We start from the raw sequence: 17,805 nt of genomic DNA on the forward strand, positions 1-17,805 counted from the left end.
TGCCGGTGGCACGACGCTCCACCTTTTCGCACAGCAGTTCGATATCGCTGCGGCTCAGCAGATTCTTTTCCCGCATCAGACACAGCAGCGATTCGAGGATGATCAGGCTTTCATCGCCCGCATCGGTTACGCCGTCACGCATGCCTTCGTTCATCGCCAGACCTCTTCCGCATATATGTTATGCAACAGATACTATTCTGGTCTGGCGCTTTGGCAAGCGATTCAATCGAGGCCGCCTCCCAAGGTGCGATAGAGCGTCACCAGGTTGTTGGCCCGGGCCAGGCGCGTGGTCACCAACTGCTGCTGCGCGGCATAGGCGCTACGCTGCGAATCAAGGGCGGTGAGGAACGATTCCACCCCGGCGCGGAACCGCGCGTCAGACAGCATCGCCGCCTGCTGGGCGGCCTGAACCCGGGCGGTTTGCGCCGCCATCTGTTCGTCGATCGTGCCGCGCTGGGCCAGCGCATCGGAAACCTCGCGGAATGCGGTCTGGATGGTTTTCTGATAGGTCGCCACCGCCGCATCGCGTGATGCCTTGGCATAATCGAGATTGGCCTGGTTCTGCCCGAAATTGAACAGCGGCAGGCTGGCTGAGGGCGAGACGGTGTAGGTTCCCGTTCCCGACGAGAACAGGTTGCTCAACGTCGAACTGATCGTGCCGATCGTGGCGGTGAGCGAGATGCGCGGGAAGAACGCGGCCCGCGCCGCGCCGATATTGGCGTTCTGCGCGATCAGCTGATGCTCGGCCTGGAGCACGTCGGGCCGGCGCAGCAGCACGTCGGAACCAAGATTGCCCGGAAGAGCATCGATCGTTGCCGGTTCGGTTCCCAGCCCCTGCGGTTGCAATTCGGTGGGCACAGGCGCACCGGTCAGCAGCTGTAGCGCGTTGAGATCCTGCGCCACCTGGGTTTGCAGCACGGCAATGTCATTGCGCGCCGATTGATAGCTGGTTTCCGCCTGCTGCATTTCCAGGGCAGAGGTCACGCCGATACGGAACTGCGCCTTGGTCAGATCCAGGCTTTGCGCGTAGGCCTTGAGCGTGCGTTCGGACGTGGCCAGCTGATCGCGATCCGCGCCCAGCGTGAGCCAGGCCGCGGCGATTTCACCGATCAGGGTGACGCGCGTGGCGCGCCGCCCTTCCTCGCTGGCCAGGTACTGCTCCTGCGCCGCCTTGGAAAGGTTGCGCAGGCGTCCGAATAGGTCGATCTCGAACGAAGACAGCCCGACGTTGCCAGTGAAATACTGGATGTCGGCCGGGCCCGAGCTGGCCGCGCCACCAGCGCTGGCGGCAAAGGACGCGGTGTTAGTATAAGTGCCCGATCCGCTGGCGCTGATCGCCGGGAACAGGTTGGCGCGTTGCGAGCGATATTGCGCGCGCGCCGCCTGCACATTGGCCACGGCCAGGCGCAGGTCCTGGTTGTTGGCCAGGCCCAGCTCTATCACCTGGCGCAGGCGATCGTCGCGAAAGAATTCGCGCCAGCCGATCCGGGCCAGGTCTTGCGTCTGGGCAGCGTCAGCCGCCGGATAGACGCCTTGGCCCTGGGGCAGGGCCGGCGGCACGGCTGGCGCCGGCCGGGCATAGCGCGGCGCCAGGTTGCAGCCCGACAAGAGCAGGGCAGGCAGCACGGCCGCGAGCACGGTTTGGGATTTGGTCACGACAGTCAGACTCCCTGGGGCGCGGACGCGCCCTCGTCGTCTTGGGTATGGGTTTGATCGGCCTGCTTGCGCCGCGTGAAGAGGTTGAAGACCACCACGAAGAACATCGGCACAAGGAAGATCGCCAGCACCGTTGCGGAGAGCATGCCGCCCACGACGGCACGACCGATGGCATTCTGGCCGCCAGCACCAGCCCCGGTCGCCACTGCCAGGGGCAGCACGCCGAAGATGAAGGCAAGGCTGGTCATCAGGATCGGTCGCAGGCGCAGCCGGGCGGCACTGATCGCCGCGTCGAACGCGCCCATGCCGTCGCGCATGCGCTCTTCGGCAAATTCCACGATCAGGATCGCGTTCTTGGCCGACACCCCGATGGTGGTGATCAGGCCCACCTGAAGGTAGATATCGTTGTTGAGCCCCGTCAGCGTGGCTGCCAGCACCGCGCCGATCACGCCCAGCGGCACAACCATGATGACGGACAGCGGAACCGACCAGCTTTCATACAGCGCGGCAAGGCACAGGAACACGATCAGCAGCGACAGGCCATAAAGCGCCGGCGCCTGCCCACCCGAAAGCCGTTCTTCATAGGAAAGACCGGTCCATTCCAGCGCGGTGCCGGGGGGCAGCTTGGCGTGGATCGCCTCCATCGCGGCCATGGCGCTTCCGGTGGCGACGCCCGGTGCCGGTGCGCCGAGAATTTCCATCGAGGGCAGGCCGTTGTAGCGGGTGAGCTGCACCGGCCCCTTTTCCCACGAGATCGTGGAAAAGGCGCTGAAGGGCGTCATGCTGCCGTTGCTGGATCGCACGAACAGCTTGTCCATGTCTTCGGGCGCCATGCGATAGGGCGCATCGGCCTGGACGTAGACCCGCTTTACACGGCCACGATCGACGAAGTCGTTGACGTAGCTGCCGCCCCACGCCGTGGCGATCGTGCTGTTGATCGTGGACAGATCAAGGCCGAGCGCACCCGCCTTTTCCTGGTCCACCGTCACCTTGAGCTGCGGCGCATCGTCGAGCGAGTTGGGGCGTACGCCGACCATGCTCTTGTCCTGCATGGCCATGCCCAACATCATGTTGCGAATTTGCAGCAGCCGGGCATGCCCCAGTCCGGCCTGGTCCACCAACTGCAGGTCGAACCCGGTGGCATTGCCCAGTTCCTGCACGGCGGGCGGGGTGATCGCGAAGATCAGCCCGTCGCGATAGGCGGCAAACGCGCCCATGGCGCGCCCGGCGATCGACTGCGCCGCGTTGGCCTTGCCAGAGCGTTCGCTCCACGGCTTGAGCGGCACGAACGCCAGGCCGCTGTTCTGGCCCGATCCCGCGAAACTGAAACCGTTCACCGTGAACACGCCGGCAATGTTGGCGCTTTCCTGCTTGGTGAAGTGGTCACGGATCACGGTGAGGCCCTTTTCCGTGCGCGCGGCGGTAGAGCCGGCTGGGCCTTGGACCAGAGCGATGACCATGCCCTGGTCTTCATCGGGAAGGAACCCGCCGGGCAGCCGCACGAACAACAGCGCCAACCCGCCCACGATCAGGGCATAGACCACCATCGAACGTTTCCAGTTGCGCGCGGTGGAGCGCACGCTGCGTTCATAGCGTTCTTGGCCGGCATCGAATTTTTCGTTGAACCAGCGGAAGAAACGGGCCAGCGGCCCATTGCTTTCCTGCTCATTGGGCTTGTGCGGCTTGAGAATGGCGGCGCACAGCGCGGGCGTCAGCACCAAGGCGACGAGCACGGAAAGCGCCATGGCCGACACGATCGTGATCGAGAACTGGCGATAGATCACCCCGGTCGATCCGCCGAAGAACGCCATCGGCAGGAACACGGCCGCCAGCACCATGGCGATGCCGATCAGCGCGCCGGAAATCTCGTTCATCGATTTGCGCGCGGCGTCGATCGGACTGAGGTGCTCGGTCACGATCAGGCGCTCGACGTTTTCGACCACCACGATCGCGTCGTCGACCAAGAGGCCGATGGCCAGGACCATCCCGAACAGCGTGAGCGTGTTGATCGAATAGCCCGCTGCCGCCATGACGGCAAAGGTGCCCAGCAGAACGACCGGAACGGCGATCGTGGGGATCAGCGTGGCGCGCCAGTTCTGCAGGAACAGGAACATCACGAGGAATACCAGCACCACGGCCTCGACCAGGGTGTGCACGACCTGCTCCACCGAAAGGCGGACGAACGGCGTGGTATCGTAGGGATAGATGACCTTGATGTCAGACGGGAACTGCGTGGAAAGCTCGTTCACGCGGGCCTTGATGGCGTCAACGGTGTCCAGCGCGTTGGCGCCAGGCGCCAGCTTGATCCCAAGACCAGCGGCAGGCTTGCCATTCCACTTGGATTCAAAGCCGTAGTTTTCCGCGCCAACCTCGACGCGGGCAACGTCGCCCAGGCGAACCACGGCGCCGTCGCTGCCGATCTTGAGGCGGATCTTGGAGAATTCCTCTGGCGTGGACAGGCGTGATTGCACCGCCACGGTCGCGTTGAGCATCTGCGTGCCCGGTGCGGGCAGGGCGCCGATCTGGCCGGCCGAAACCTGGGCGTTCTGCGCTTTCAGCGCGGCCGTGACATCGGCGACCGACAGGGCGTACTGGTTCAGCTTGAGCGGATCGAGCCAGACGCGCATCGCGTATTGCGACCCGAAAATCTGCGTGTCACCCACGCCCGAAACGCGCGACAGGGGATCCTGCAGCTTGGAAACGAGGGTGTCGGCCAAGTCCGCGCCGGAACGCTTGCCGCTCTCCGAATACAGGCCAACGAACATCAGGAAGTTCTGCGTCGCCTTGGCGACTTGCAGGCCCTGCTGCTGCACTTCCTGCGGCAGGAGCGGGGTGGCCGCCTGCAGCTTGTTCTGCACCTGCACCTGGGCGATATCAGGGTTGGTGCCCTGCTCGAACGTGAGAGTGATCGTCACCGTGCCCGCAGCGGAGGACGAGGACGAGAAATACCGTAGGTGATCCAGCCCCTTCATCTGCTGTTCGATGATCTGGGTGGTGGTCTTCTCCAGGGTTTCGGCGTCAGCCCCGGGATAGGTGGCGGTGATCGACACCGCCGGTGGGGCAATTGCCGGAAACTGCGAGATCGGCAGCGTGCGGATAGCCAGAACGCCGGCCAGCATCAGCACGATCGCGATGACCCATGCGAAGATGGGTCGGTCGATGAAAAAGCGTGACATGCGGGATTACTTTCCCTGTGCCTGGCCGGAGGGCTGGCCCTTTGCCTGTCCGGCAGGTTGGCCCTGTGCCTGGCCGGGTGCTGTGCCGGCCGGGGCGTTGGGGTTCCAGGCCTGCGGATTCACCGGCATCCCCGGCTGCAGCATCATGCCACCTTCCACGATCACCTTGTCGCCGCTGCGCAGCCCGCCGGTAACGATCCACTTGTCACCCTGCGTGCCGCCGGTCTGCACCGGGCGCGCTTCCACCTTGTTCTGCGCGCCAACCACCATGACCACGGCATTACCATGTTCATCGCGGGTCAACGCCTGTTGTGGCACCAGCATGGCATTCTGCACCGTGCCCTGCACCAGGCGGGCGCGAACGAACATGCCCGGCAGCAGCAGGCTGCGCGGATTGGGGAACACGGCGCGCAGCACCTGCGAACCGGTCGCCTGGTCCACGGTCACGTCGGTGAACAGGAGGTCGCCTTGCAGCGGATAGGTGCTGCCATCTTCCAGGATCAACTGGACCTTGGCCTTGCCGTCCTTGGTCAGCTTGCCGTCCATGATCTGGCGGCGCAGCTTGAGCAGGTCGGCGCTGGATTGGGGAATATCCACATAGACCGGATCGATGCGCTGGATCGTGGTGAGCGCGGTGGCCTGTGCGGCCGAAACCAGCCCGCCCGTGGTGGTGAGCGAGCGGCCGATGCGCCCGCTGATCGGCGCGGTGATGGTCGTGCGCGCGAGGTCGATCTGCGCGGTCCGCAGGGCAGCTTCCTGTGCCGCCACATCGGCCCGGGCCTGTCCGGCGGTGCTCACCGCGTTGTCATAGTCCTGGCGGGCGATGGCGTTGATCTTGACCAGTTCGCCATAGCGGCTCGCCTGGGCCTGGGTCGAGGCGATCGCGGCGCGGGCCTTGGCCAGCGCTGCCCGCGCGCTCATCACCTGGGCCTGATAGGGCGCGGGATCGATGCGATAAAGCGGCTGGCCGGCGCGCACGAAATCACCCTCGGTGAACAGGCGCGACTGGATCAGGCCGTTGACCTGGGGCCGCACGTCCGAGGTTTCGTAGGCCACCGTCCGGCCCGGAAATTCGGCCGTGATCGGCAGGGGCTGTTCCTGCACCGCCACCACCGAAACGGCAGGCGCAGCGCCGCCGCCTGGCCCGCCGGGACCACCCGCGCCTGGGGGTTGCGATCCGCATGCCGCAAGGGCCAAAGCCAGCGCCGGGGTGACGCGTCGCAAAAATGTCATGCAAAATCCTGCCGATCAGTGTATGAGAGTGAACGATCACTCACAAATTTGCGCTACTGCGCCGGGGGGCCAGTGGTCAAGCAGGAAATTTTGGGTAGAGAGAGGCTATGACTACGGATCAGGCGCAAGCGTGCCTCAGGGCGGGGGGCAAGGCGGCGCAGCGGCGGGAAAAGATCATTGCTGCTGCGCGTAAGCTATTTATAGAAAATGGTTTTCATTCAACTGGCGTTGCCCAGATTGCCAAGGAATCGGGCGTGGCCGTAGGTCAGCTCTATCGCGATTTCGCGTCCAAGGAGGCGATCATCGCCGAGATCGTGGCGTCTGACGCCGGCGAATTCCTGGAACGTGGCGATATCGTGCTGGGCGTTGCCCTGCGTGACGAATCGGCCGTGTGGCAATGGTTGCACGATTTCCTGATCCCCGATCCCGATTGTCCCAACGTGCTGATCGCGGAAATCGTCGCCGAGTCTGCCCGTAATCCAAAAGTGGCCGAAATCTTCAAGCGCTGTCACAACACCGTGCATGCCGGCCTGCTCCGCGCGATCGAAGTGCTGTTGCCTGGCGATGACGTGGCATCGGCTCGCGGTTGCATGGCCGACATGCTGCTGATGCTGTCGCTAGGCCTGATGCAGCACGATCTCATCCGGGGCGAGGCCGAGGCGCGGCGCATGGCAGAGATGGCCTTTGCCTCTTTCCGGGCACAAATCCTTGCGCTGCGCGGCGCAGACCAGACGCCGGCTGCCATGGCCGGCGTGGCCTGCCGGCCAAGCGTGGTAATGAATACCGAGCTCGCCTGATCAGAGCATTGCAACCGATTGCATAGCCTGCTGCGCCGTGCCACGCTGTGTTTCATGGCGAGCGCTGTGCAATCGGCAAGATCCGGCGCTGGCACGTTCCTGTCGTTGCTTTGGCGGAGACCGCGCGCATGATATCGTTGCATCACCATCTCCGGGCTTTTGCCACCACGCTGGCAGCGGGAACGGCGATGTGCGCGCTGGCCTTTGTCCCTGCCGTCGCGGCGCGCCGCCTTTGGCGATGGGGTGCACGATGATGCGATCGCGCGGCTGACGGCGGCGATGACGCTGACCGCCGGCGGAACCGCGCTGATGTATTACGGGGAAGAGATCGGCATGGCCGATCTGACCGCAGCGGAACTCAAGGACGTGCCGCTCGGCCCCACGCGCGTGCTGCTGACCAGCCAACCCGATGCCACCGCTGACCTTGCCAATCCAGTGCTGGCGCCCTTTGCCACCCGCCTGGTGGCGTTCCGCGTCAGATAGACGGGCGCATCCGCTGCGTCAGGCGCGCAGGGCCAGGCTGATCCGGCACTGCACGCCGGCCGGCGCAAAGTACAGGTCCACGCGGTTGCCACCGGTGCGGGGCAGGGCGCGTTCGATCAGGGTGGTGCCAAAGCCCTTGCGGTCTGGCTGGCGCACGGCTGGGCCGCCGCTTTCATGCCACAACAGTTCGACCCGGTTTTCCGCCGGGATGGTTTGCCAGGTGAGAGACAGATTGCCGCTGTCGCATGACAGCGCGCCATACTTGATCGCGTTGGTCGCCAACTCGTGCAGGATCAGGGCCAGCCCCTGTGCGGCAGCGGGCGCGATTTCGGCGCTGGGGCCCTCCATGGTGATGCGGCCGAACAGATCGACATGCAGCTTCATCACCGCCATCACCGTGAGTGCCACGTCGGCCGGCGCCAAGTGCCCTTCGATCAGTGCCGGCTGCGTTACCGACAGCACGCTCAGCCGGGCCAGGATATCACGGCGTGCGGTGACCATGTCATGCGCATCGCGCAGCGTGGCGGAAACCACCGCCTGGGCCATGGCCAGCGTGTTCTTGATGCGGTGCACGCTTTCCCGCATGATTGTGGCCATGCGCTGTTCGGCGCGCTGCTGCTCGGTCACGTCCACGCCCTGCACGAAAACCCCGTGCACAGCGCCGGCGGCATCGCGCAGCGGCTGATAGGCGAAATCGAGATAGCGTTCTTCCGGCGGAAGGCCCGGCGCCAGTTGCAGCGAGACGAGCGCGCTGCGCCCGATATAGGGCTGCCCGGTGCGGTAAACACCGTCCACCAGGTCGACAAACCCCTGTTCCACCACTTCGGGCAAGGCCTCGCGCAGCGGGAGGCCCAACAGCGGTCGATGCCCGACCAACTGGTTGTAGGCCGCGTTGGCGATTTCGAACACGTGGTCCGGCCCGCGCAGGATGGCGATGAAGCCTGGCGATTGATCGAACAGATCGCGCATCCGCTCGATTTCGGCCTGCACCTTGTTGGCGCGCATCAGGATGCCTGCCTCGAGGATGGCTGCCCTGCCCGTATCTGCGGTTTGGGTCAGCAGCGCAGTGATGTCGGCGGTGTGCTGCAGGATATAGCGCAACCTGCCGTCCGCGCTCATGATCGGTACGTGCGTCGCGCTCCAATAGCGCATTGTCGGCACTGTCCCCGGATCGCCCACCGCATAAGGGATGAAGGCAATGTGATCGGTTTCATGGGCGCGCTGCACGCGATGGAGCGACTTGCGCAGCAGGCGGTAGCTTTCGCTGTCCGGATCGGCCGGAAAAGCCTCGAACAAGGGCAGGCCGACGAAGGTTTTGCGCGGGCGCCCCACGGCCGCGACATAAGCGTCGTTGCAACCCGCGATCGTCAGATCGGGTTGGAACAGCACATAGGCATTGGGTGCAGCGCCGATCAGCCCGCCCAGACGGCCATCGACGATAGTGATCTCGTCGATCGGTTCAAAGGCTGCGTCAGTTGGCGTGTGCGGGCGATCCATGCCGTTTCCTCAACATTGTGCACGGCGGTCCCGCAGCGATGAATCTGCCGCTGTGCAGACGGTTTTGGCAGATGTCATTCCGGGCGATAAAACACCAGATCGCCTTTGTCTGCCGACTTCAGCTTTCGGGCATGCTGTAAAACATTGCAAAGGGATTTTGCGCTATCTCGCTTTGCGCGCAGGCATTGCTAAGGAGGCGGTTGGTCGCCCGGGAATTGCGGGCGCAGAAGGGCCGCCGTGCGCATAGCGATTTTGGAAGATGACGTGGCCTTGGCCGGGTTGGTGGAAATGACCCTGGCCGAGGCGGGGCATAGTTGCGAGGTGTTCGGCGACGGGCAGGTGCTGACGCGCGCCCTGCATCGGACCACCTACGATCTGCTGATTCTCGATTGGAACGTGCCCGGCATGACCGGGCTTGCCATCATCGAATGGACACGCGGCAACCTGGAAGTGCCGCCGCCCGCACTCATGCTCACCAGCCGCTCGGCCGAGGAAGACATCGTGGCCGGGCTTTCTGCCGGCGCAGACGATTACGTGATCAAGCCGGTGGCGCCGGCCGTGCTCAAGGCGCGGGTCAACGCCCTGGTGCGCCGCGCCTATCCTTCGACCAGCCCCATGGTCGAACAGTTCGGCCCCTACAAGTTCGACACGCGCGCCGATACGGTGGAACTGGAGGGGCAGCCGGTTGCCCTCACGGCCAAGGAATTTGCGCTGGCGCTCCTGCTCTTCCGCAACATGCACCGCGCCTTGTCGCGCGCCTATATCTTCGAGGCGCTGTGGGGCCGCAATCCCGATCTGCCCACGCGCACGCTCGATGCGCATATCTCCAATATCCGCACCAAGCTCAACCTGCGGCCCGGCAATGGCTTCAAGCTGGTGCCGATCTATGCCTATGGATATCGCCTTGAAGCGCTGGCTGCCTGACGCCGTGGCCCGGCCACGCCTTGCGCTCGCCCTTGCGCAGTCGCTGTCGCTGGCGGCGTTCCTGGCGCCTTGCGCCACGCACGCGGCATCGGCGCCCGACAATGCGTCGTTGACGCCCGCCCCGGATGACATGGTGCGCTACCTCGTGCGGCCGGGTGACAACCTGTTCCGCCTCGCCAGCGATTATCTGATTCGGCCCGAAACCTATCGCTCCGTCCAACAGCTCAACCGTGTAGCCGATCCGCTGCGCCTGCCCATTGGCAAGACCCTGTTGATACCGCGCGTGCTGCTCAAGCAGGAAGCGGTGCGCGGCACTGTGTTGAGCTGGCGCGGCGCGGTGCGCATCGATGGCCGGCCGGCGGCCAATGGCATGCCGGTGACCGAGGGCATGCTGCTCGAAACCGGGCAGCGCTCGTTTGTCACCGTCACGCTGCCCGATGACACGAGCATCGCGCTGCCATCGCAATCGGCCGTGCGGGTGCGCCGCCTGCGCAAGGTGGTGCTGGATCGGCATGTGGAGCGCCTGTTCGCGATCGAGCGGGGCCGGGCGAGCGCCGCTGTCACGCCGATGACCGATCCGGCCAGCACGTTTCAGTTCGCCACGCCCGGCGCCGTCACCTCGGTGCGCGGCACCCGTTTCCGCATGAGCTACGACGCCGATGCGCACCGTGCGACGAGCGAGGTGCTGGAAGGTAAGGTCGGGTTCGATCCCCAGGGGCGCAGCGCGCAGGTGCTGCCTGCCGGCTTTGGTTCCGCGAGCGATCTGGATGAGCCGATCGCGCTGTTGCCGCCGCCGCTGCTGGCTGATGCGGCAGCCCCGCAAACCGGAGCGGATCTGCGCTTTTCCTGGCAGGCCTTGCCGGGCGCGCGGGCCTATCACCTGCAACTGGCGGCCGATGCCCAGTTCCTCAAAGTGCTGGATGAAACCGTCGTGGCCGGATCTTCGGCGCAATTGGCGGGTCTGCCCGATGGACGCTATTTCGTCCGCGCTACCGCGATCGATGGCCATGGGCTGGAAGGCAAGCCGGCGCTCGCCGAATTCGAGCGGCGGCTGGAAAACAGCCTGCGCCTGTCGGTGGAAGAAAGCTGGAATGGCCCGGTGCGCCAGTATGTGTTCCACTGGGACCCGGCGCATGAAAGCCGCGCCACCTTCCGCTTCCAGTTGGCCAAGCCAGGCCGCGAAGACCGTCCGACGATCGACCGAGCCGGTCTTTCCAGCCATGCCCTGGTTGGTCTGGCCCTGGCACCGGGCGGCTATCGCTGGCGCGTGTTGATGGACGAGGTGATCGACGGCCACACCGTTTCGCGCTGGACCGATTATCAGGACGTGCGGATCGAGGCATCCTGGTGAGCCTGGGCCATCAGCTGAAACTGCGCACGCAGTGGTGGCTGATCCTGCTGGTGGCAAGCGTGCTGGTCATCGTGCTGACCGCCGACCGCACGATGCTGCGGCTCGACAACGCATTCTACGATCGCCTGCTGCAACTGGGCGCGCCGGCGCCGGGGCAGTCGGTGCTGATGGTTGAAATCGACGATGACAGCATTGCGCGGCTGGGGCGCTGGCCCTGGAACCGGGGCATCCATGCCGCGCTGATCGACCGGATCAAGGCAGGGCAGCCGCGCGCGATTGCCTATGACGTGCTGTTTACCGAACCGGGCGATCCGGCCGTCGATGCACTGCTGGCCGGCTCGATCGCCGCAGCCCGGCCGATCTTCCTGCCGATGGTGCCGCCCGCGCCCGGTCTTTCCGGTGTGGCCGCGACGCCTGTGCTGCCGATCGCGCCCGTGCGTCAGGCCGCAAGCGGCATCGGCTATGCCACGATCGATCCTGACGCCGATGGTGTGGTGCGGTCCGCTACGGTTGCTGCCGGGCCTGTGCAGCACCTCATGGCCCTGGCCGCCTTGGCTGCCACCAGCCCGGCAACGCCCGCTGATCATCCTGCGATGTCGGTGGGCGCGCGCCTGATCCCGTTCGGTGCTGGCGGCGGACACTGGCCGGGTGTTTCGGCTGCGGCCGTGCTGGCCGGGCAAGTACCGCCCGAACTGCTGCGGGATCGGGTGGTTCTGGTCGGCGCCACTGCCACGGGGCTCGGCAGCCGCTATCCCACACCCACCGGCAGTGTCATGTCTGGCCTGGAGATCGAAGCCAATCTGGTGAATGGCCTGATCAGCCGCACGATGATCCGCCCGGCCGGCATGCCTGCGCGGCTTGGCCTGGGGCTGATGCCACTTCTGGTGCTGATGATCGGTTTGGGCCCATGGCGACGGATGCCGGCCATGGTGGTCTTTGCTCTTTGCGCTGGCGTGGTGGTCGCGATCGCGGCGCTGTGCCTCTTGGTGTGGCGCTTGTGGTTGCCGCCCGGGGCGGCACTCGCCGGGCTTGCCGTCGCCTATCCCCTGTGGGGCTGGCGACAGCTTGCCGTGATCGAGCAGTTCATGCGCGTGCAGTTGTTGCGGCTTGAGCAAGAGCCATCGATACTGCCCCGCGTGGCCTTGGTGGGGTCGGTCAAGCACGGTGTCGCCGGCACGATCGCGCTGTTGCATGCGGCCATCGCCCGCAACCGCGAGATGCAGCACTTCGTGGCCGATCGCCTGGACCAGTTGCCCGACGCCACCCTGGTGGCCGATCTGCCCGGCCGCATCGTGATGGCCAACGCCGCCGCCCATCGCCTGTTCACCACCTTTGGGCATACCATTATTCCCGGCGCTACCCAGGCCCAGGCCCTGCTATCGGCGGTGCGCCTGGTTGGTAGCGGCAACCCGGTGCCATTCCCGCCGGAAGCGGAAGAGCCTGCGACACACGAAGTACAGCGCGATCAGGCGCATTTCTACCTGGTGGGCATGGCCCCGCAGACGCAGGCCGATGGCCAGCGTGCCGGCTGGATCATCCGGTTTGTCGACATCAGCGAGTCCAAGGCCGCGCAGCGCCAGCGTGACGACGTGGTGCAACTCCTGACACACGACATGCGCTCGCCCCAGGCCTCCATCCTGGCGGTGCTGGAAACCGCGCCGGCCGATCGCATCGCTCCGGTAGAAGCCAGTGCCATCCGCCACTATGCCGAGCGCACACTGCGCCTGGCCGATGGTTTCGTGCAACTCGCCCGCGCGGAATACCTTGAGTATACGCTGGAAGAGGTCGAGTTGGGTGACATGCTGATCGACGCGATCGATGATCTCTGGCCGCAATCGCGCGCCAAGGCGATCGAGATCGTTACCCATGGCGAGGAGCAGATGCTGGTGATGGGGGAGCGATCCCTGCTGACGCGCGCGCTGGGCAACGTTATCGGCAATGCCATCAAATACAGTCCCGATGGCACCACCATCACCTGCACGCTGACGCGCCAGGTCCGTGCCGATGGCAGCGCCTGGGGTCTGTGCACGATCGCCGATCAGGGCTGCGGCATGGACGAAGACCTGCGCGCGCGCATGTTCGAACGATTTGCCCGTGGCCCGGTGGGGCTGGGGCCCAAGACCAGCGGCGCGGGTCTTGGCCTCAGCTTCGTACACACCGTGATGGTGCGCCACCACGGTGTGATTTCGTGCGAGACCGAGCCGGGCAAGGGCACCACGTTCACGCTGGCGCTGCCGATCAAGGATTGATCGCCTGGACCTTGGCCCATGCCTGGTGTTAGCGTTGGTCGCCTTAGGGCCAGTTCCCACAAAGGGGAGGCGTGCATGCGGTTGACGATCATGCTGGCGATGGCGATTGCGGCTGCAAGCACGTCAGCCTGCGCTAAAGACTTGCCCGTGCCCTTCGTGGGGTGCCGGTCAGACGGGCAAACCGGCCCGCTGGCGGCACCAAGGAATGATGACCATGCCCCTAAAGTGCCGGCGCAACTGGCACCACGGCTGGCCTGGTATGCCAGCAATACCACCGGCGGCGTTCTGGCGCCGCGCGGCTGGCGCTGCTTTGAACTCTATGGCTCCAACGGTTCCGTGCTGATGCTTTCGCCCTCGGGGCTGGGCGCCGATCCATTTTCGGCCAAACTGATCGGGCCCGCCATCCAGGTCAGCATCTCGCTGGGCGATACCTCTGGCCGGTTCGAGGCAGCGCGCATCGCGGCCCGCGTGTTTCCCGAGCGCAAGGCTTTCGTGGAATCCGTCATGGCTGAGGGCATCGCGCCGCGCAGTCAGTTCCCTTTCGGCCCCTATCCGTATGATAGCATCCAGCGGTTTAACCGGGATTATGTGACGTTCGAAACCCCCGCCCATCGCGAAGGCCTTGGCACCATGACACGTCTACGTCCATCGGCCGATCCCATTCGCGGGCTGGTGTGGATGGACACTGACAACAACGCCACCGTGCTGGCGGTCAGGCTTGCTCCGGCACAGCGCAATCTATCGGATTATATCATCCGCGCCATGACTCCGCGATAGACACCCGTCGTCAATGTCGACTTGCCCGCAAACTACCCTTAGCAGATTTCGTAAGTCGGGTTGGGTCGCGGTGGCGCGGCACAGGTGTAGGCTTGGCCCGCTGCCTCGGGCGTCACAACCGCCATTGGGCAATTCAGCGCCTTGATCCCCAGGGCTCGCCACAGCCAGTGCTTAGCGCGTTGTGTCAACCGTGGACAACAAGCCAGGCTGCCACGAACATAGCACCCCACAGCGCCGTATTAAGCGAAACGATATAAGCCAGCTTGCGGCCATTGGGTGCCTTTGCGCGAGACGCCAGGGCGTCATCCGCGCTGGCGTGTGCCCAACCTGTGCTGTGCCAATCCGTGCTGTGCATGCTTGTAGACACTACCGATACCCCGATCCATCCCCTCCGATTGCCATCGCACATCGACCAAGCTCGCGCTTGTAAAGGAATGTCAATTTCGGATGATTTGGCCGCGAACATCATCCGATCAGGAGCAGTTTGGATGAGCGCTGCGCCAGCGTGGCCGTTCAGGCCGGTGTTTCCACCAATTCGGCAATCTCGAACCTGTGGCTTTTCCAGCCGCGCATGCGTGCTGCCTCGCGCGCCGGGGACTCCTTGCGGCGCGCCTCTGCCAAGGATCGGGTGTGCCCCCAGAATACCTCGGTCTTGCCGTTTTCCAGCTCCGCCACGATCCGCCAGTAATGGGTAAAGCTGTCGGTGGTCGGGCCGATCGTCTTGACGTAGCCATCGGGCATCGTGGCAGTGAGATAGCGGCGTTTCTTCTTCATCGCGGCGGCCTTGTGCCCAAAGCTACGCGCCATCGCAACCGCGCTGCGCCGGCAAGATCGGCGGGCCCTTGGAACCAGGGCAGGTACGCGGCGTAGTGCTGGCAAGGCAAGCCGCCTGTCACTCCCCGCCAAGCCCGGAGCCAACGATGCGCCCGTTTGCCTGCCCTCAATGCCTGCGCCTGAATCACTTCGAAGTGCGGGTCTGCCCTGCCTGCACCGCAACGCTGGGTTATGACCCTGCCATCGACCGCTTTCGCTATCTGGCGGAAGAGGGCACCACGTGGAAGGATCGCACCGAGACTTCGGCCGATCTGGTGGTCTGCGCCAACAACAACGATTTCGGCATCTGCAACTGGCTGACCACGCGCGATGCGCCGGGCGGCATGTGCCGTGCCTGCCGGCACAACCGCACCATTCCCGATCTGGCCGATCCCGCCGTGCCGCCGCTGTGGGCCAAGGTGGAAGAGGCCAAGCGCCGCCTGTTCCACACGCTGATCCGCCTTGGCCTGCCGCTGGAGACCAAGGCAGAGGAAACGCCGGAACGGCAGGGCCTGGCTTTCGATTTCCTCTATGGCGAGCCTGGCGCTGCGGGCAGTGCCCCAAAGATCATCACCGGCCACGACGAGGGCCTGATCACGTTGAACGTGGCCGAGGCCGACGATGCCCATCGCGAGCAGGTCCGCCTCGACATGGGAGAGCCTTATCGCACCTTGCTCGGCCATTTCCGGCACGAGGTGGGGCACCATTTCTGGTCACGTCTGGTCGCGACCGATCCTGCGACACTGGAGGCCTGCCGCGCCCTGTTCGGAGACGAACGCGCCGATTACGCTGCCGCGCTCGCCGCGCACTACGGTGGTGGCGCGCAGCCGTGGACCGAGGACTTCGTCAGCGCCTATGCCACCAGCCACCCGTGGGAGGATTTTGCCGAAACCTTTGCCCACTACCTGCACATTGTCGATGTGCTGGCCACCGCGCGCGGTTTTGATCTGTCGCTAACGGCGTTTGGCGGGCTTGATGGTGATGGCCAGGTGGCCGTGGAGTTCGATCCCTATCGCGCCGATGCCGCGGCCCTGGCCGCGGAAATGGCGCCGGTGTCCTTTGCGATGAACGCGGTGAACCGGGCGATGGGCCAGGCCGACCTCTATCCCTTCCACTTGTCTGACGCGATCATCGCCAAGCTGTCTTTCATCCAGCAAACCGTGGCAGCCGCGCGGGTCAGCTAAAGCCTTTCGCTGCCAGGATGGGCGAGAGCACCTGCTCCATCACGGCATAGCCGGCGTCGGTCGGATGCACGCCGTCATAGGCGAGGCCCGGCCGCATGCCGCCCGCGCCATCCTGCATCGCGCCGTGGTAATCGACAAAGGTGTGCCCGTGCGTGGCGGCATAGCTGGCCAGCCACTGGTTGATTGCTGTAATCGGGGTCACCGTATCCAGGCCCGGGCGCCAGTAATACCGTGCAGCCGGTGGCACCGAGGCCAGCAGCACGGCAATGCCGCTGGCCTGGGCAAGGGTGGCCATGGCCGCGAGGTTGTCCTGCGTCTGCTGCAGGGTCATTGGGCCGGTGTTGCCGGCAATGTCGTTCGTACCGGCCATGATGTGCACCGCGCGGGGCTTGAGCGCGATCACGTCGGCCATCATGCGCAGCACCATCTGTGGCGTGGTCTGGCCGCTGATCCCCCGGCAGACGCGGCCCTCTGCCGCAAAGAAGGCGGGGTGCTTGTCAGGCCAGCCCTGCGTGATGCTGTCGCCCATGAAGACCAGCTTTACCGGCGTGGCGGCGGCGGTGATGCGTGCATTGTCTTCAGCATAGCGGGCCAGCCAAGGAAAGTCGGTCAGTCGGCGGCGCTCGTCCTCGGTCAGCGTGACGGGTGCAGGGGTGGGCGCTGGCGGGGCGCCAGGCATCAGCACGGGCTGGGCCGCGCGGGCGGCGGTACTGGCGCCGGCGACACCCAATGGCGCAGAGGCGATCAGGCCCAGAAAGCGGCGACGATTGGCGGGAATGGTCACAGATAGCGGCTCCAACGGCAGGGGGTATCCGCCAGCGCCTGGCCGGTGCTGGTTTCTTGCGCGGTGATCACGAGGTGGCTGCGCTTTGGCGCATAGGCTGGCCATCCCGCGAGTGGCGCGCCGTGTTGCGCCAGCGCGATCCAGTGGGCTTGCAGCGTGCTGCCATCGGCCAGCGGCGTGGCATTGTGGATATAGCCGATGTCCGCGCCGTGGAAGCTGCGCGCGCCACCTGGCCCGATATCGAATTCGTACCGCCACACCGGCCAGCCATGCGCTGCCAGGAGATCGGCCATGCGCCCGGTGGGGCAGCGGAACAGAATGTCGGTAGCGATCTGCAAATCGCGGCTGCCCAGGCGTGGGTCTTCGGGCGGATCGGGTTGATCCAGCCGATAGAACGCGCGCGCCTGCGCTTCATTGGGGCCAAAGGCCATGGCCACGTTGGCATCGCGATGCGGGCGGCCACCGGGCAGGCCAAATTCCGCGCGATTGGAACCCAGGATCACCGGGCGCGGTGGGGCGCTGGCCAGCAGCGCTTCGGGTGCGGCAGGAAGCACGGCGCCATCCACCGTGGCGCGCAGCCACATGAAATCGTCGCTTTCCAGCGCGCTGTCGTGCAGCGCCTTGTCTGCATCGAGCAGGGCATGCGGCGATGCCGCGCGCAGCGGCGCGGCGCTGCCATCAGTGCCCAGTTGGGCGTCGAGCTGGTCACCCAGGCGCAGCGCCTCGGCCAACGGGCGCGGCGGCAGGCCAAAGCCAGGGGTGCCGCTTTGCAAGGCGGCGGCCTGGAACAGGCCGGGCGTTTGCGGGCTGGCAAGGAGATAGCCCACGTCTTCGGCGCCGGCGCTTTCGCCAAAGATCATGATCCGAGTGGGATCGCCGCC

At 65.3% G+C, this 17,805-nt stretch carries 14 protein-coding genes; 7 read left to right on the forward strand and 7 right to left on the reverse strand.

Annotated features, from left to right (window positions below):
* Positions 1–222: 222 nt before the first annotated feature.
* The 3 genes from H926_RS0113295 to H926_RS0113305 are packed head-to-tail and all read right to left on the reverse strand — an operon-like array spanning position 223 to position 6,065.
* Positions 223–1,656 (reverse strand): efflux transporter outer membrane subunit, encoded by a 1,434-nt coding sequence (locus H926_RS0113295; protein WP_028657970.1) that lies wholly within the window; start codon positions 1,654–1,656, stop codon positions 223–225.
* Positions 1,657–1,661: 5 nt separating this feature from the next.
* On the reverse strand, positions 1,662–4,832 hold the full coding sequence (locus H926_RS0113300) for an efflux RND transporter permease subunit (RefSeq protein ID WP_022676747.1): 3,171 nt from the start codon (positions 4,830–4,832) through the stop codon (positions 1,662–1,664).
* A 6-nt stretch (positions 4,833–4,838) separates the two neighbouring features.
* Positions 4,839–6,065, reverse strand: a complete 1,227-nt coding sequence (locus H926_RS0113305) for an efflux RND transporter periplasmic adaptor subunit (protein ID WP_043609506.1) — start codon at positions 6,063–6,065, stop codon at positions 4,839–4,841.
* A 107-nt stretch (positions 6,066–6,172) separates the two neighbouring features.
* On the opposite strand from H926_RS0113305, the gene H926_RS27480 reads away from it, so the two are divergent.
* Complete coding sequence (locus tag H926_RS27480; protein WP_022676749.1) at positions 6,173–6,862, forward strand: TetR/AcrR family transcriptional regulator; 690 nt, start codon at positions 6,173–6,175, stop codon at positions 6,860–6,862.
* A 204-nt stretch (positions 6,863–7,066) separates the two neighbouring features.
* Positions 7,067–7,345: a hypothetical protein gene (locus H926_RS0113315; RefSeq protein WP_022676750.1), complete on the forward strand. Its 279-nt coding sequence runs from the start codon at positions 7,067–7,069 to the stop codon at positions 7,343–7,345.
* An 18-nt stretch (positions 7,346–7,363) separates the two neighbouring features.
* On the opposite strand, the gene H926_RS0113320 is transcribed toward H926_RS0113315, so the two are convergent.
* Positions 7,364–8,842, reverse strand: a complete 1,479-nt coding sequence (locus tag H926_RS0113320) for a PAS domain-containing sensor histidine kinase (RefSeq protein WP_022676751.1) — start codon at positions 8,840–8,842, stop codon at positions 7,364–7,366.
* Positions 8,843–9,079: 237 nt separating this feature from the next.
* Here H926_RS0113320 and H926_RS0113325 point away from each other — a divergent pair, with 237 nt between their 5' ends.
* From H926_RS0113325 to H926_RS27485, 4 genes are all read left to right on the forward strand, one after another.
* Positions 9,080–9,766, forward strand: a complete 687-nt coding sequence (locus tag H926_RS0113325) for a response regulator transcription factor (RefSeq protein ID WP_022676752.1) — start codon at positions 9,080–9,082, stop codon at positions 9,764–9,766.
* Positions 9,747–11,117 (forward strand): FecR domain-containing protein, encoded by a 1,371-nt coding sequence (locus H926_RS0113330; protein WP_231627582.1) that lies wholly within the window; start codon positions 9,747–9,749, stop codon positions 11,115–11,117. The genes H926_RS0113325 and H926_RS0113330 overlap by 20 nt, the downstream gene beginning before the upstream one ends.
* Positions 11,114–13,366, forward strand: coding sequence for a CHASE2 domain-containing protein (locus H926_RS0113335; protein WP_022676754.1), 2,253 nt, complete (start codon positions 11,114–11,116; stop codon positions 13,364–13,366). The genes H926_RS0113330 and H926_RS0113335 overlap by 4 nt, the downstream gene beginning before the upstream one ends.
* 75 nt (positions 13,367–13,441) lie before the next feature.
* Positions 13,442–14,143, forward strand: a complete 702-nt coding sequence (locus tag H926_RS27485) for a hypothetical protein (protein ID WP_148291742.1) — start codon at positions 13,442–13,444, stop codon at positions 14,141–14,143.
* A 513-nt stretch (positions 14,144–14,656) separates the two neighbouring features.
* On the opposite strand, the gene H926_RS0113345 is transcribed toward H926_RS27485, so the two are convergent.
* Positions 14,657–14,917: a hypothetical protein gene (locus tag H926_RS0113345; RefSeq protein ID WP_028657974.1), complete on the reverse strand. Its 261-nt coding sequence runs from the start codon at positions 14,915–14,917 to the stop codon at positions 14,657–14,659.
* A 146-nt stretch (positions 14,918–15,063) separates the two neighbouring features.
* Between H926_RS0113345 and H926_RS0113350 the strand changes: the two genes are divergently transcribed.
* A complete protein-coding gene (locus tag H926_RS0113350) occupies positions 15,064–16,140 on the forward strand; it encodes a putative zinc-binding metallopeptidase (RefSeq protein ID WP_022676757.1) in 1,077 nt (358 codons plus the stop codon).
* Here H926_RS0113350 and H926_RS27490 read toward each other — a convergent pair.
* Together H926_RS27490 and H926_RS0113360 are read right to left on the reverse strand one after the other, a co-directional pair.
* Positions 16,133–16,924, reverse strand: coding sequence for a GDSL-type esterase/lipase family protein (locus H926_RS27490; protein ID WP_022676758.1), 792 nt, complete (start codon positions 16,922–16,924; stop codon positions 16,133–16,135). The two genes, H926_RS0113350 and H926_RS27490, sit on opposite strands and share 8 nt — an antisense overlap.
* Positions 16,921–17,805, reverse strand: an 885-nt coding sequence (locus H926_RS0113360) for a carboxylesterase family protein (protein WP_022676759.1), incomplete at its 5' end; no start/stop codon positions are given. The genes H926_RS27490 and H926_RS0113360, both read right to left, overlap by 4 nt.

Origin of the sequence: Novosphingobium sp. B-7 (genome assembly GCF_000410615.1) — a bacterium.
Taxonomy (GTDB): Bacteria; Pseudomonadota; Alphaproteobacteria; order Sphingomonadales; family Sphingomonadaceae; genus Novosphingobium; species Novosphingobium capsulatum.